Source organism: Micromonospora sp. CA-248212, assembly GCF_050948405.1.
Lineage (GTDB): Bacteria > Actinomycetota > Actinomycetes > Mycobacteriales > Micromonosporaceae > Micromonospora.
Window position 1 is genome coordinate 696,941 of sequence record NZ_CP192023.1, and the last position, 14,114, is coordinate 711,054.

Here is a 14,114-nt window from a genome sequence, read left to right on the forward strand (position 1 = left end):
GCCGTCGCGCCGGGGCGGTCAGCGGTTGACGTACGCGGCGAGGCCGCCGAGTTCCTCGTTGGCGATGAACACCGACCGCACGTTGAGGATGGCCTCCTCCACGTGCGTGTCGCAGCCCCAGGCCGAGTCGCCCCACGAATCGGCGATCTTGATCCTGGCGGGTGCGGAGCAGCCCTGGACCCCGCCGAGCTGGCAGTGCTCCGGATGCGGTCGGGCGGCCTGGGCGGCCGCGGCGTTACGCATCCGCTCGGTGAGCTCCGCGGCGGCGGCCGCACGCTGCTCCGCCTCGGCGCGCAACTGCCGCTCCGCGCGCACCGCCTTCGCCAGCTCCTCGTGGGCCGCCCTGGCGCGGGCCTCGGCGGCCGTCTTCGCCTGCTCGACGTGGTGACGCTCGATGGCCAGGGCCGCCGTGTCGGCGAAGACCCGGGCCAGGGCCAGGTCGGTGTCCTGCGGGACGCGCGGCGTGCGGTGGTACATGGCGAAGGTGCCCAACAGGCCGCCGTCGCGGGCCAGAATCGGCATCGACCAGCAGGCGGCGAGACCGGCCCGCTCCGCCAGCTCCCGGAAGTCCGCCCAGAAGGGGTCGGTGGCGATGTCGGTGATGATGACCGGCTCCCGCCGGTAGGCGGCGGTGCCGCACGAGCCGACACCCTCGCCGGTGGCGATCCCGTCGATGGCCTGGTTGTAGAACTCGGGCAGGCTCGGCGCGGCCCCGTGGCGCAGGTGCCGGCCGTCCTCGTCGGCGAGCAGCACGGAGACGAGCACCTGCTCGGGCGTCAGATCCTCGATGCAGCGGGCCATCCCGTCCAGCACCTCGGTCAGCGGCGCCTGACGGGCGATCTGCTCCAGCAGGGCGCGGTGCTCGACCATCAACCGCTGGGCGTGCTTGACCTGGGTGATCTCCACGCCGATCACCCGGATCCCGGTCACCGTGCCGTCGGCGTCGCGGCGCGGCTCGTAGGTGAAGTCGAAGAACGCCTCCCGCGCGTGCGGGCCGACGCCGAGCATGATCCGGGCGTCCCGACCGGTGTACGGCTCGCCCGTGCGGTAGACCTCGTCCAGCAGGTCGAGGAAGCCCTGACCGGCCAACTCGGGCAGCAGCTCGGCGACCGTGATCCCGGTGCGGGCGCGTTCGGAACCGATGGCGGCGAAGAACGCCGGGTTCGCCGCCTCCACCACGTGCGTGGGCCCCCCGAGGGACGCGAACACCGCGATGGACTGCCCGAACAGCGCCCGCAGATCCTCCTGCGCCGCCTGTCCGGCGTCCGAAGACCGTACGGCGGTCGCCCGCTGGTTCGGTACCGCCGTCATGCTGTGGTCGCCTCTCTCCGGTACGGCTTCCGTCGCTGCACCGCTGGATCGCGGTCCGCTCACCCCGGCCAGGATACGAAGAGGGCCGCGAAGCCGCCGGGCAGGGCGCGGATCAGTCGCTCTCGTCCACGAACTTGTAGTAGCTCGCGCGGAATCGTTGCAGCAGCGCGCGCATGAACTCCGGGCCGGCCTCCGGCGACACCCGGTGCGCGCCGGCCGGCACGCCGTTGTCGTAGAAGTCCTGTGCGACTGCACCCCACTCCGGATCGAGAATGGTCAGCGACACCGGTTGGCCGGGCTGCCAATTGAACTCGGCCACCCGATGTTTGGTGTGCTTGGCGAACGTGTACAGCGCCACCCTGGTCGCCGCCTGCTCGGTCATTCCTGCCTCCTGGTTCACTGCGTGCGGCTCACTCACCACGGGCTCGGCGGGCGGAAGGCGTTCCACGCCTCGCCCGTGATCGTGCCGCGGGCACGGATCTCGTTGAAGCGGTCCATCGCACCGGACAGCGCCTGCTCACTCAGGCCGGTGCCGCGCAGCCGCTCGGCCAGCGCCGCCGGGTCGGTGTCCTGGAGCCGGGCCATCGTCTCCGGGCTCAGCGGCCGGTTCATCTGCTGCGTCACGAAGTCCGAGCGCAACGGTTCGGCGTTCGACTCGGGGAACGAGTAACCGTGGTCGATGGCGACCAGCCGGCCGTCGGGCCCGGTCAGGTAGTTGAGCATGTGCCGGTCGGTGTTGCCGCTGATGTAGTCGAGGACCGCCATCCGCTCGCCCTCGACGGCCGAATAGGCGTTGGTCGGGCGGCCCGGGGTCGTGTTCTCCACGAACTCCTGCATCGACCCGGCCCCGTGCGGTCCGTCCCAGCGCGCCGTCGTCGGCACCAGGCCGAAGCCCAGATCCTCGTCCAGGCGCGAGGCGGCGACCTCACGCGGGGCCAACTCGTTCTCCGGGATGGACGAACGAACCTGGACGAACTCGTTCTCCGGCACGTTCGGCTTGTAGACGCCGTGCGTACCGTCGGTGAACGTGACCTCGTACGCGTCGTTGACGTGTCCGCCGGGGTCGAGTTCGGTCATGCTGTGTACCTCTCTGCCGAGCAGCCGCAACTCGGCCTCGCTCGCGTGATCAGGCGTCAGCGGATCGGCGTTGGAGCCGGAGTCCGGCGCGGCATTCCCGTCGGGGTCCGTCGGCTCTTCACCACCGTGCGACGTGCCACCGTCGTGCGACGTGCCACCGTCGTGCGACGTGCCACCGCCACCGCCCGGCCCGCCACCGCCCGGCCCGCCACCGCCCGGTCCGCCACCGCCCGGTCCGCCACCGCCCGGTCCGCCGCCGCTTGGCCCGCCGCCGCCCGGTCCGCCGCCGCCCGGTCCGCGGTCGACGTCGGGTGGCCAGTCGTCCTGCCGGGCCCACGGCGGCGGCTGGCCGCCGCCCGCCGGGTCGGTGTAGCCGCGCGCGCCCGGACCGGGGGCCGGCATGTCGGTGGAGCGCGACCCGCCCGGGGTACGCCGCAGGCCCCGCAACGCCGTGCGCAGGGCGTCGAGCAGTTCGCCGAGCTTGGAGAGGATTGGCCGCAGGCGGCTGACGCTGCGGGCCAGCGCCGTGAGGAGCCCGGAAACCTTGGCGGCCCACTTGGCGACGAGCGAGGAGACCTGCGCGGCGACCAGGGGAGTGGCCGCGCCCAGGGTCAGGCCGGCCTCGGCGAGCCACACCCACAGCCGGACGGCGAGGACCGAGACGAAGTCGGCGATGAGGTCCCGGACCAGTTCCCGGACCAGCGCCACCAGCAGGCCCGCGCCCTCGACGACGGTGCCGATCAGATCGGTGGCGTCCGCCAGGCCGGCGAGATGACGCAGGTGCTGGTCGCTGTAGCGGCGGTACGCCTCGGACGCGGGGCCCGTCCAGGTGGCGATCTCGGTCCGGACCGCCTCGGACAGGGCGGTGGCCTGGTCGCTGACCTGCCGGGAGACGTTGTGCCACGTCTGCGCGTACGCGGTGATCTGGTCCGGGTCGCCGGCCAGCCAGTCGAGGGCGTCGGAGAGTGGCTTGACGTGCTCGATGAGCCAGGCCACCCCCCACGAGACGATCGAACCGATCGGGTCGACGCAGGTCGCCAGCACCTCCATCGACGTACCGAAGCCGCCGATGGTCAGGTCGACCCAGGAGCCGCTCTCGATGCCGTTGCGCAGGTCGACCAGGCTCTCGACGAGCCCGAGGCCGCTGTACGAGGTGGTGGTGTCCTGCCGGGCAGCGATCAGCGGGTTCGCGACGTCGGTGCTCACCGGTGCATCCGCCCGAGGGAGGTGGAGATCGTCGCGTCGGTGTCGTGGTAGGCGTCCACCGTCTCGTCGAGCGCCCTGGCCGCGCTGTGCAACGCCTCCTGCGCCGCCGCGAGCGCCTCGGCGGCCGGGCCCTGGAGGAAGTCCAGCAGGAAGGGGAGCGCCTGACAGACGGGCAGGTGCCCGTACGCGTCGGCACCCATCCGCACGTACGCGGCCGCGTCGTGTGCGATGCCGATTCCCGTGGAGATCCGGTCGACGGAACGGGCGTGTGTGCTCACCGCCGCCGTGGTGACCTCGAAGCCGGCTGCCTCAGCGCCCACGGTCACCCCACGGGCCGTACCCCTGCTCGTCCTCCTCGGGCACCTCCGGGAAGCGCGACTCGTAGCTGCCCACGACGGCGCGGGCGGTCTCGGAGTCGGCGCCGACGGTCTCGGCGGCCGCCTCGGCCACCTGCGGCGTCAACCGGCCCTGCGCCCGGCGCATCACGGCCAGCACCTCGGCGGCGATCTCGTCCGCCCGCCAGCGCAGCACCCGGTCGTCGAGCCGCAGGTCGGTCATGGCGCCGGACGCGGCGACGGTGACCTGGACCGCGCCGTCCGCGCCCTCGGCGGTCGCCGACATCGCCGCCACGCGCTCCGACAACTCGTGCGCACGGGCGGCCCGCTCGGAGATGCCCGCCGCCCAGGAAGCGACGAAGTCTTCGGTCGCCGCGCCGAAGTCCGCGTTCGGGAACTGCGCCATCAGACCTCCCCCGGGTGACCACCGCCGGCCGCACCCGGGGTCGGCCCGAGGCGGCGCAGCCAGCACACGATACGCCCTCACTCTCCGACGTGGAGCCCGCGCCGTCCGCCCGAACGGCGACTCCCGGCCGCTCGGGTGAGCGGCCGGGAGCCATCGATCGGGGGTACGGGTCTGGCGTGGACCCGCTACCCGCTCAGCCGCGGATCCACTGCTGGTTGCTGCCGCCGGTGCACGTCCAGATCTGCACGGCGGTGCCGTTGGCCGTGCCCGCGCCGTTGACGTCCAGGCAGAGCCCCGAGGCGACGCCGGTGATCGTGCCGTCGCCGTTGACGCGCCACTGCTGGCCGCCGCCGCCGTTGCAGGTCATGATCCGCGCGCGGCTCCCCGTCGAGCTGCTGGCCACGTCGAGGCACTTGTTGCCGTAGACGGTGAGCTGGTTGCTGCTGGTGAGCGTCCACTGCTGGTTCGCGCCGCTGTTGCAGTCCCAGATCTGCACGACCGCGCCGTCGGCCTGGCTCTGGCCGTTGACGTCCAGGCACCGGTTGGAGCCCGCGCCCCGGATCGTGCCGGTCGCACCCGGTTCACCGGAGTTGCCGACCGGCGTGACGGAGAGGTTGTCGAACTGGGCGCTGACTCCCTGACCCGTGCCGTAACCGATCTGGCCGGCGACCCAGGTCGAGTCGGAGGCCGTGCCGACGGTGGTGCCGTCGATGCTCGCCGTGAGGGTGCTCCCGTTGAGCGTCAACGCCAGGGTGTGCCAGCGCCCGGTGCCCAGCGCCGAGGTGTTCCCGCTGGCCAGCGTGCGCCAGTTGCCGCTGGTGTTGTTGCTCCGGATCGACCACGCGCCACCGTCGGTCACCCGGAAGTAGTAGCCGTTCAGGTTCTGCGGCCCCTGGTGGTTGTACGTGTTCGCCCGCCCGATGAGCTGCGCGTAGCCGGACTTCTCCAGCATGACGTCGGAGGAGAGCGTGTAGTTACGCCAGCTCAGGTCACCCAACAGCGTGTACGGCTCGGCCTGGCCCGACGTCCAGAAGATCGGCGTCTGCTCCGACATCTGCCGGACGCACCGGCCCGAGTGGCCGCCCCCGCAGGCCGCGATCTCGAACGAACCCTGCTGGTCCATCAGGTACTTGGCCTCACGCCCGACGTCGTAGCTGTCGAACGTGTCGCTGTACGGCAGCTTCAGGGTGCCCTGCGCGGGGCTGGTCGCCGTGCTCTTGCCCTGCCCGCTGGTGGTGGTGATGCTGTAGACGTAGCCGGGCTGGACGGTGAGCGAGAAACGCCCGCCGCTCGGCGTGAGGTCGCTGCCCCGCACGAAGTGGTCGGCGCTGTTGTTCGACCTGACGTTCGTGGCCCAGACGTGGACGGTGCCGGTGGACAGTCCGCCGGTGACGGTGAAGTCGAGGGTCTGCGCCGATCCGGCGTCCATCGTCTCGATGATGGTGCTGTAGTCGCTGTTGTTGGTGGACTTCAGCGACACGTAGCTGCCGTTGTTGCGGTTGCCGCCGAGGTAGCCGCTCGAAGAGTCGAGGTAGCGCCAGCCCGGGGCGGTGAACTGCGTCGTCTGTGCCATCACCCAGGTGCTCTTGCCGATCGAGTAGGCGCCGGACCAGGGCTGCTGGGCCACCGCCACGCCCGTGGTCGCCCACGGGATGTTGGGGGTGATGGCGGCGATGGCGGGCCAGTTGATGTAGCCGGTCATCTTGCCGTCGATGTAGCCACGGTTGATGCCCCGGGCGAGCGCCTGCGCGCCGGCGTTGTAGTCGTCGGAGCCGTTCTCGCTGGCCCAGAGCGCCTTGCCGGTGGATATCGCGTTGTTGGAGCTGGGGCAGCTGCTCTGGGCGCTGCGGTAGCCGCAGACGTAGTGGCTGCCGAAGACCTGTACGGCGTTGGCGAACGCCGGATCGCGCAGCGACTCGTCGGCGGCGCCCCAGCCGAAGTCGTCCGAGGCAACGATCTTGACGTTGCTGTAGCCGCGGGAGTTCAGGGTGGACCGCAGGTTCTTGTACCAGGTGGCGTTGTAGCCCTTCTCGTTCCATCCGCCGAGGTAGTTGATGGTCAGCCCGTGGGTGCCCGCGCAGTCCAGCCAGGCGACCAGGTACTCGATCGAGTCGTTGGACCAGAAGTTGCCGTTGCCGATCCAGCCCGGGGCTCCCCACGCCAGGCCCGCCAGGGCGATGTTGGGGTTGCGCGTCCGCGCCTGCTCCATCAGCCACCACTCGTAGCCCCGGTTGCAGTTGATGCTGCCCCGGGTGTGCTCGTGACTGGGCTCCGCGCCGGAGGTCGAGTTCGTGTCGCCGCCGATCTCCGTCTTCAGCAGCTGCATCGCAGCGCCACGGCCCGGCTTGAACAGGTAGTCCAGGATGTCACTGCGCTGCGGTTCCGGGTAGTCGATCAGAAGTCTGCTGTTGCCACCGCCGCCACTGACCGCGCCGATCCCGTCGAGCGCCCGTCCACCGGACCCGCCGTTGATCGTGATGGCGGTCGCCGCCTGAGCGGGGGAGGCGACGACGGTCAGTACGGCTGCCGCCCCGACGAGCGCCCCCACCAGGGCGGCCGTTAACCGACGTGGACGTCGCGTGTGTCGCCATGACCGGCGTCGTGCCGCCTCGCCGGCACCGCGCCGCCGACTCTCTCTACCGAACATCTGATTCGCCTCCCGGACCGTCCCGACACCCGAAGCCGTACGGCAGGTTGTCGAGCTGTCGCAAGGCGCTGGGGCCGATGATCGAAGATCGTTGATGAGCAGACGTCGTATGTTAAGCACCGCATGGATCGCCGGTCAATGCCACTACTACGCTCAATTACCGCCATTTGCATCGACGGACTTCGCGCAGAGACCTAAAAAGATTTGATGAATGTGGCCTGTCGGAGTACGGCCGAGTGGCTCGGCGGCGGAACCTGACGGTTCCGCCGCCGAGCGCGATCCCTACCCTTGCGCGCTGGAGGCGACCGCCGGGCTCAGCTTCGGGTCCACCGCTGGTTGGCGGCGCCGCTGCAGTCCCGGATCTCGGCGCGGGTGCCGTTGGCGGTCCCGTTGTTGACCAGGGCGAGGCACCGACCGGACCCGACCCCGGTGATCGAGCCGTCGGAGTTGAACCGCCACCGCTGGTTGGACTGGCCATTGCAGTCCCAGATGATCACCGAGCTGCCGTTCGCCGTGGCGGCGCCGTTGACGTCGAGACACTTGCCGCCGAACACCCGCAGTTCCTGCGACGCCGTCGAGGTCCAGCTCTGGTTGCTCTGGCCGTGGCAGTCCCAGATGATCGCCGCCGAGCCGTTCGTCTGCGAGGCGCCGTTGACGTCCAGGCAGCGGCCGGAGGCGGTGTTGCGCACCGCCGACGTGCTGCTCGGTGGCGGGGTGGTCGGGTTGCCGGTGGGCGACACGGTCGGGCTCGGCGTCGGGTCGGTGCTGCTGAACTGCGTGAAGAACCGCCACACCTCGCCCTTGGTCCAGGTCCGCGCGCCGCTGTCCCCGCCGCCGTCCACCGGGCCGGGGGTGTGCCCGCCGTCGAAGGCGGCCCAGACCACCGGATAGCCGGACCGGCAGCCGGAGTACGTGGTGGTGATGTGGGTCAGGCTGCCCGCTCTCGGCTCGGGAGGGCTCTGTGCCGTGCATCCGTTGTTCCGCACGAACGTGTCCCGCAGGGACCGCCCGGCGGAGATGTTGAGCACCGGGTCCCCGATGCCGTGGATGCCCATGTACGCGATCGGCTGGGTGCCGCCGCCGCAACCGCTGAGCTGGCCGCCGGAGTAGACGGCGACGGCGCGGAAGACGTTGGCGCGGGAGCAGGCCAGCGAGTAGCTCATGCCGCCGCCGTAGCTGAAGCCGAGCGCGAAGAGTTGCGACGTGTCGACGCAGAGGTCGGCCTCGATCAGGCTGATCATGTTGTCGACGAAGGTGACGTCCTGGCCGCCGGGGTTGGCCCAGCCGTTTCCGTTGCCCTGGGGGGCGACGAAGATGGTGCTGTTGTTGGCCTGCTGGCGCAGGCCGTAGTAGGACCAGGCCGCACCGTCGGACCCGCCGCCGTCGACGTCGTTCATGGTGCCGCCGTTCCAGTGGAATCCGAAGATCAGCCGGTACGGGTGGTTCCGGTCGTAGTTGTCAGGGATCCGCAGGATGAAACTACGGTTCTGACCGCTGCTCTGGATGGACCGTTGACCGCTGGTCAGCGTGGGCGCCTTGCCGCACCCGGCGGTTGCTGCGGCCGCTGCGACGTTCGCGGCCGACGCGGTGGTGCTCACGCCACCGGTCACTATCGCCGCACCCACGGTCGCGACGACGAGCGCCGCCGTCGCAAGAGAACCGAGGATGGGTCTACGTCCTGTCATGATGGGCTCCCGCCAATCGGCACGAAGTGATAGGTGAGGGGATCCACGGCGACCACGACACGCCACCGCTCACCGCTGCCGACGCCGCTCGGCGCGGACGAAACCCCGACGCGGTGTGCCCACGGACCGACCGGCTCGTCGCCATGGGTCTGCACCGCTGGTTCCGCCGCCCAAGCGGGACCAGAGGGTCGTCGAATCGTCGGCGGCCACGTCGTACGCCCGAACGCCACGCCCGGCCGTCGATCGGAGCACCCGGTCCACGGCCGAATCGATTCGGCCCCGACGCTAGATCTGGCAGTGAAATATGTCAATGCTGTGTCGAGTGGGTTGCGACCCGACGCGAGGGTCGGCGCTACGGCGCTGCTCGTACCCCGCTGAGGTTCTTGGTGATGCGCAGCAGCACCTGGTCCGGTGGCCCGTCGACGAACGCGGCCACGTCCGAGAGCGCGGCGATCAGCGGTAGTCCACGGCCGCCGATGGTCAGCGGCGCGGGAAGGTCGGCGTCGAGCTTGGCGGCGTCCGGGGTGCTGCCCCGGTTGCCGACCTCGAGGACACAGACGTCGTCGTCGATGCTGATCGTGAGGTCGACAGCGCCGCTGGGATCGGCGTGGATCACCGCGTTGGAGCACGCCTCGCTGATCAGGACCGCCAGGTTGGCGCGAACGTCGTCGCCGATGTCGGTCAGGCTCAGCAGGGTGGCGAGTATGTGCCGGGCTCGGGCCACCGCCGACGGCTGGCGCGGGAGCGACGCAGTCATGTCCACCCGCATCGCTCAGCCCCCTTCCAGACCCGTGCGTCGCCAGCCCGGATCACCCTGTCATACCCACGGCCGGGTGCCCCGATACCCGTGCCGCCACGACGGATCGGGAACCTTCGGAAGGCGTTCGGTCTCGGCATCTGGCACGGTAGGGGGCGAGCAGGCACCGCACAGCGGATCGGCGCAGCGCACGTGAGGGGGAGTGGTGGATTTCGCGTTGGCAACCCGGCGAGGGCGCGTCGGCACGGTGGTGGAGGTCGCCGGCGATCTGGACATGAGCACCACACCGCGTCTGCGTGACGGGCTGCTGGAGGCGGTCGAGAGCGGAACCCGGGTGGTGGTGGTCGACCTCGCTGCCGTCGGGTTCATGGACTCCAGCGGCCTGGGCGCGCTCGTGATCGCCTACAAGGCGATGCGGGCGCGGGACGGCTGGCTCTGCCTGGCTGGAGTCCAGCCTTCGGTACGCAAGGTGCTGTCGATCACATCGGTGGATCGGGTCATCGAATCCTTCGACACCGTGCAGGACGCCGAGGCGGCGTCCCCGGCGGCGTCCTGAGCGTGGTTCAGCGGGTGCTGGCGCGGGCGATGTCAGCGCCGGCGGCGGTACGGCGTGGCCCGTGGCTGTCGTACCAGTCGATGATGAGCAGGGTCGCGTCGTCGGCCAGCACCGGGCCGGCCGTCGCCAGCACCTTGTCCGAGAGCGCCCGGACCGCCTCGCGCGGGTGCAGGTGGGCGATCTCGAGCAGCGCCGCGGCCAGGTCCAGGTCGGCGGCATTGCGTTCGCGCATCCCGTCGGTGACGATCACCAGCCGGTCGCCGGGAAGCAGGGAGATGTCCCCGCTGCGGTAGCGCTCCTCGGGAAACATGCCCAGCGGGAAGTTGCTGGGCAGCTCCACCGGTACGACCCGGTCGCCCCGGACCAGCAGCGGCGGGACGTGCCCGGCGTTGAGCAGTTCGCAGCGACCGGTACGCAGGTCCATCCGGCCCAGCACGGCGGTCACGTACGCGCCGGGCACGTTGGCGTGCTCGGCGACGGCCCGGCTGGCCTGGTCGGCCTGCGCGACGAGGCTGTCGCCGCGACGGCGGGTGTTCCGCAGGCTGCCCACCCCGAGGGTGGCGGTCAGCGCGCTGGCCACGCCGTGCCCCATCGCGTCGGTGACGCTGACGTGCAGCAGGTCCCGGGCGAGGCTGTAGTCGAAGGTGTCCCCGCCGACACTGGCCGCCGGTTCCAGCCATCCGGACAGCGCGAAGGCGCCGGCCTCGCAGGTGAACGCGGCGGGCAGCAGCCGGCGCTGGATCTCCGCGGAGAGGGTGAACGGGCTGCTGCGCTGACCCCACTCGAACAGGTCGGTGTGCCGGCGGTTGGCGATGACCACGAACGCCAGCGCGTGCGCGGTCCGGGCGATCTGCGCGATGATCGACTCGTCCGGCTCCTGCGGAAGGTCGATCTCCAGCAGACCGATGGCCTCGCCGCGTTCGGTGACCGGCGCCAACACGGTCCACCGGCCGTCGCCCGTGAGCACCTGGGTGCCCTGCTGACGAAGGACCTGCTCGCGGGGGCCGCCGTCGAACGGCAGGACCTCGGCGGCCTCCTCGTCGTGGCGACGGCCCGGACCGCCGGGGGTCGGTTGGTGGGTCAGCCGGACCAGCGCGCGGCCGCTGAGGTCGGCGATCAGCAGCGAGACACTGGACGCGTGCAGCGCGGCGGCGATGGTGCCCGTGACCGCCTCGACCGCCTCCACCGGGGCGGCGTCCTCGGCCGCCTGCAACACCCCGGTCAGCACCGCCTGCCCGCTCTCGTCCACCCGTCGAGCATAGGCACCCGCTCGTCGGGCCGGGTGCGCTGCCTCGGCCCTCGCCGGTGCCGTTCCGGCCCAGCGCACCGCCTCGTCATGCCCGAGTCGGGGCAGTCGGACGTGTTCATCGCTGAGTAGTCACACAACTACTTGTCCGGCCGATGCAACTTCCCGGTACGGCGGTTCCGTTCTACCTCAGTCACGAGGAGGCAGTCGACGTGAAAGCCGAAGACGAGCAGGCATTCCGCGAGTTTGTGACGTCAGAGATGGCGTCATTGCGCAAGCTGGCGTACGTGACCTGCGGCGACTGGCACACGGCAGAGGACGCCGTCGCCAACGCGCTGATCAAGCTCTACCCGCGGTGGCGCAAGTTGGACCGACCCGATCTGTACGTCAAGACCATGGTCTACCGGGCCGCGATCGACGAGACCCGTCGGCCGTGGCGGCGCGAGCGACCGACCGGTGATGCCCTGCCGGACGTGGTGGTGCGGGATCCGGCCGTCGCGACCGACGAGCGGATGCGCCTGCGGGTGGCGCTCGACGCGGTGCCGGCCCGGCAGCGGGCCGCGGTCGTGCTTCGGCACTACCTGGGTCTGAGCCTGGAGGACACGGCCGGCGTCCTCAACTGCACGGTCGGCGCGGCCAAGAGCCAGGCCTCGCGGGGCCTGGCGAAACTGCGCGAGTCACTCGCCGCCGAACGCGTCAATCTCAGCGGGAAGCCGATGGAGGAGTGGACCAATGCAGTTGCGTGACCTGGTGGACACGGTGACGGGTGACGAACCGCCGATGGCCCGTACCGTCGACGACATCATCGCGTTGGGGCGGCGTGCCGAGCGGCGTCGCCGCGTCGGGTTCACGTCGGCCGGTGCGGCGGGCCTGGTCGCGGTCGCCGGCGTGCTCGTCCTGCCCGCCCTGGGCGCCGAACAGAACACCACTCCGGCTCCGGCCCCGGCCGGCGCAACGACGTCCAAGCCCGGCCAGGCCGCGTGGTCCGACGCCGAGCCGTTCACCTTCACCTTCACCGGGTACGACGCCGGCACGCTGCACGTGCAGGACCCGATCGTCGCGTCCACCGCTTACCAGATCGCCTCCGTCTACTCCGACCGTCACGACTCGAACGACAGGCCGGTGAGCGAGGGGGAGGCTGATGCCCCGGGCGTCGGCACCGAGATGGAGAGCAAGAAGGGGGCCGCCGACGACAAGCCGAACCTGTGGGCCTACCTGACCGTCTACCGACCGGGCGCCTTCGACGCCACCGGCATCAAGGGTGGTAAGAGCGTCACCGTGGCGGGGCGCAAGGCCGTGCGGGCGACCCTGCCGGTCGGTCTCGACCCGCGCAATGAGCCGGACACCCGCAACAAGCTGTTCGCCTGGGAGTACACCGACAACGCCTGGGCCGCTGTCACGTCGGTCTCCTCGGACGAGGCCACGCCGACCTTCGAGGACCTGAGCGGCCTGGTCGAGGGCCTGAAGCCCAGCCGGCCGACGCCGGCCCTGGTGCCGTTCACGATGGGCTACGTCCCGGCCGGCTACCAGCCGCTGCAGATCGGCACGCACGCGATGCCCGGCCTCAGCGGCATCGCGGCGGCCCGCGCCGGTGACTACGGGGGCGCGACGTACACCAAGCCCGCCGCGCCCACCTCGGGTCTGACCGCGCCCTACGACTCGGCCGAGGACGGCATCGAGAACGGGTTCAACATCTTCGTCACCCCGAACACCAGCTCGAACCAGTCGCCCGAGCCCGGTGCCACCAGGTGCTACGACGCATCCGAAGAGAGTGGCCGGAACGCCGACGGCGGCTTCTGCAACATCTGGAGCGCCGACGGCAGGGTCGTCCTCCAGGTCAGCTCCGCGGGTCTCGGTGACCAGCTGTCCCAGGCCGAGCTGAAGAAGATCGCCAAGGGGATCACGGTGGCCGACGTCCGCAACGAGTCGAGCTGGACGCCCGCCGCGACAGCGCTCCGCCCGTAACCGCGGCTCCACTGCGCCCCGGCGGTGACCCCTGGCGACGTGGTCCGTGGGTCACTCGTCGAGCAACAGGGCGGCGACGGCCTCCGGCGCTTCGCGCATCGCGTCGTGGCCGGTGGGGAGGTCGTGGACCTGCCAGTCGGGTTGGGCGTCCAGCCGTGCGCGGAGTTCGGCGAAGGGCGTGCGGTCCCAGCCGGAGCAGTAGACGAACTCGCGGCGCGGGACCTGGGTGACGGCGCCGGTGAGTCGGATCGTCTGCAGGAGCGAGGCGAGGGGGTGCGGCCGACGGCGGGGGTCACCGCCGTCCGGCGGTCGGACGGCGTATCCGGTGGCGGCCGCGCCAGCGGCGAACACGTGCCGGAAGTGGTCACTGGTCGCCGACCAGCACGACTCGCCATCGCGCGGTACGTAGGCGTCGAGATGCACCAGCCGTGAGACGCGGCCCTCGGCGCGGTCGGCGGCGGCGGCGATCACCATTCCGGCGTAGCTGTGGCCGACCAGCGTCGCGTTGGTGACCTGGTGTCGATCGAGGTGCCGTAGTACGTCGTCGGCGTGTGTGTCGAGGTTGGCGGTCGCCACCGTCGCGATGTCGTCGTCTGGCCGCAGGCCCGACAGCGTCAGGGCGTGCACCCGGTGGCCGGCGCCCTCCAGGAGCGGAACCACCGCCTCGAACGCCCAGCCACCCTTCCAGCCGCCCGGCACGAGCACGAACGTCGCCATGTCTTCCTCCTCTGCCGCCACCCGAGGCTGGTCGCCGCCGGGGTCACCGTCACCGTCCTGCTGCGCCGAGAGGCGTGCGGCGGCATCCGGGTCCGGGCCAGGAACGCCCGGCGGCGGCCGTACACCGGAAGTTTCGCGCACCTTGGCAGCGGCGCGCGCCTCCGCTACCTTCATGGGAACGCTCCCATGAACTTAGATACATCAAT

The 14,114-nt window shown here is 71.0% G+C and carries 13 protein-coding genes; 3 read left to right on the forward strand and 10 right to left on the reverse strand.

Translation table 11 applies throughout. The annotated features are described in order from the left end of the window. Positions 1-18 precede the first annotated feature (18 nt). The 8 genes from ACQP03_RS03255 to ACQP03_RS03290 form a co-directional block, all read right to left on the reverse strand. Positions 19-1,311: a GAF domain-containing protein gene (locus ACQP03_RS03255; RefSeq protein WP_433460213.1), complete on the reverse strand. Its 1,293-nt coding sequence runs from the start codon at positions 1,309-1,311 to the stop codon at positions 19-21. Positions 1,312-1,423: 112 nt separating this feature from the next. Continuing rightward, positions 1,424-1,693: a hypothetical protein gene (locus ACQP03_RS03260; protein WP_357124207.1), complete on the reverse strand. Its 270-nt coding sequence runs from the start codon at positions 1,691-1,693 to the stop codon at positions 1,424-1,426. Positions 1,694-1,725: 32 nt separating this feature from the next. Continuing rightward, positions 1,726-3,594 (reverse strand): hypothetical protein, encoded by a 1,869-nt coding sequence (locus ACQP03_RS03265; RefSeq protein WP_433460216.1) that lies wholly within the window; start codon positions 3,592-3,594, stop codon positions 1,726-1,728. Next, positions 3,591-3,914 (reverse strand): hypothetical protein, encoded by a 324-nt coding sequence (locus ACQP03_RS03270; protein WP_396831902.1) that lies wholly within the window; start codon positions 3,912-3,914, stop codon positions 3,591-3,593. Before ACQP03_RS03270 ends, ACQP03_RS03265 begins: the two co-directional genes overlap by 4 nt. Then, positions 3,904-4,335: a YbaB/EbfC family nucleoid-associated protein gene (locus ACQP03_RS03275; RefSeq protein WP_357124216.1), complete on the reverse strand. Its 432-nt coding sequence runs from the start codon at positions 4,333-4,335 to the stop codon at positions 3,904-3,906. The genes ACQP03_RS03270 and ACQP03_RS03275 overlap by 11 nt, the downstream gene beginning before the upstream one ends. A 193-nt stretch (positions 4,336-4,528) precedes the next feature. Next, positions 4,529-6,982: a ricin-type beta-trefoil lectin domain protein gene (locus ACQP03_RS03280; RefSeq protein ID WP_357124220.1), complete on the reverse strand. Its 2,454-nt coding sequence runs from the start codon at positions 6,980-6,982 to the stop codon at positions 4,529-4,531. 314 nt (positions 6,983-7,296) lie between these two features. Then, entirely contained in the window at positions 7,297-8,667 is a 1,371-nt protein-coding gene (locus ACQP03_RS03285; protein WP_357124223.1) for a ricin-type beta-trefoil lectin domain protein, read from the reverse strand. Positions 8,668-9,019: 352 nt separating this feature from the next. Beyond that, positions 9,020-9,424 carry an ATP-binding protein gene (locus tag ACQP03_RS03290; protein WP_357124226.1) on the reverse strand — a complete coding sequence of 135 codons (405 nt, stop codon included), beginning with the start codon at positions 9,422-9,424 and terminating at the stop codon, positions 9,020-9,022. Between the two features lie 205 nt (positions 9,425-9,629). On the opposite strand from ACQP03_RS03290, the gene ACQP03_RS03295 reads away from it, so the two are divergent. After that, complete coding sequence (locus ACQP03_RS03295) at positions 9,630-9,980, forward strand: STAS domain-containing protein (protein ID WP_357124229.1); 351 nt, start codon at positions 9,630-9,632, stop codon at positions 9,978-9,980. A 7-nt stretch (positions 9,981-9,987) separates the two neighbouring features. Here the strand turns inward: ACQP03_RS03295 and ACQP03_RS03300 are convergent, their stop codons facing one another. Beyond that, complete coding sequence (locus ACQP03_RS03300; RefSeq protein WP_357171932.1) at positions 9,988-11,229, reverse strand: PP2C family protein-serine/threonine phosphatase; 1,242 nt, start codon at positions 11,227-11,229, stop codon at positions 9,988-9,990. 209 nt (positions 11,230-11,438) lie between these two features. Between ACQP03_RS03300 and ACQP03_RS03305 the strand changes: the two genes are divergently transcribed. Continuing rightward, on the forward strand, positions 11,439-11,972 hold the full coding sequence (locus tag ACQP03_RS03305; RefSeq protein ID WP_357124236.1) for a SigE family RNA polymerase sigma factor: 534 nt from the start codon (positions 11,439-11,441) through the stop codon (positions 11,970-11,972). Continuing rightward, entirely contained in the window at positions 11,959-13,191 is a 1,233-nt protein-coding gene (locus ACQP03_RS03310) for a hypothetical protein (protein ID WP_357124239.1), read from the forward strand. The genes ACQP03_RS03305 and ACQP03_RS03310 overlap by 14 nt, the downstream gene beginning before the upstream one ends. A 51-nt stretch (positions 13,192-13,242) precedes the next feature. On the opposite strand, the gene ACQP03_RS03315 is transcribed toward ACQP03_RS03310, so the two are convergent. Next, a complete protein-coding gene (locus tag ACQP03_RS03315) occupies positions 13,243-14,082 on the reverse strand; it encodes an alpha/beta fold hydrolase (RefSeq protein ID WP_357124242.1) in 840 nt (279 codons plus the stop codon). Positions 14,083-14,114 lie beyond the last annotated feature (32 nt).

Coding starts and splice junctions, on each gene's coding strand:
- ACQP03_RS03310 (WP_357124239.1), top strand. CDS start 11,959: ATGCAGTTGCGTGACCTGGTGGACACGGTGACGGGTGACGAACCGCCG.
- ACQP03_RS03285 (WP_357124223.1), bottom strand. CDS start 8,667: ATGACAGGACGTAGACCCATCCTCGGTTCTCTTGCGACGGCGGCGCTC.
- ACQP03_RS03280 (WP_357124220.1), bottom strand. CDS start 6,982: ATGTTCGGTAGAGAGAGTCGGCGGCGCGGTGCCGGCGAGGCGGCACGA.
- ACQP03_RS03260 (WP_357124207.1), bottom strand. CDS start 1,693: ATGACCGAGCAGGCGGCGACCAGGGTGGCGCTGTACACGTTCGCCAAG.
- ACQP03_RS03275 (WP_357124216.1), bottom strand. CDS start 4,335: ATGGCGCAGTTCCCGAACGCGGACTTCGGCGCGGCGACCGAAGACTTC.
- ACQP03_RS03255 (WP_433460213.1), bottom strand. CDS start 1,311: ATGACGGCGGTACCGAACCAGCGGGCGACCGCCGTACGGTCTTCGGAC.
- ACQP03_RS03315 (WP_357124242.1), bottom strand. CDS start 14,082: ATGAAGGTAGCGGAGGCGCGCGCCGCTGCCAAGGTGCGCGAAACTTCC.
- ACQP03_RS03290 (WP_357124226.1), bottom strand. CDS start 9,424: ATGACTGCGTCGCTCCCGCGCCAGCCGTCGGCGGTGGCCCGAGCCCGG.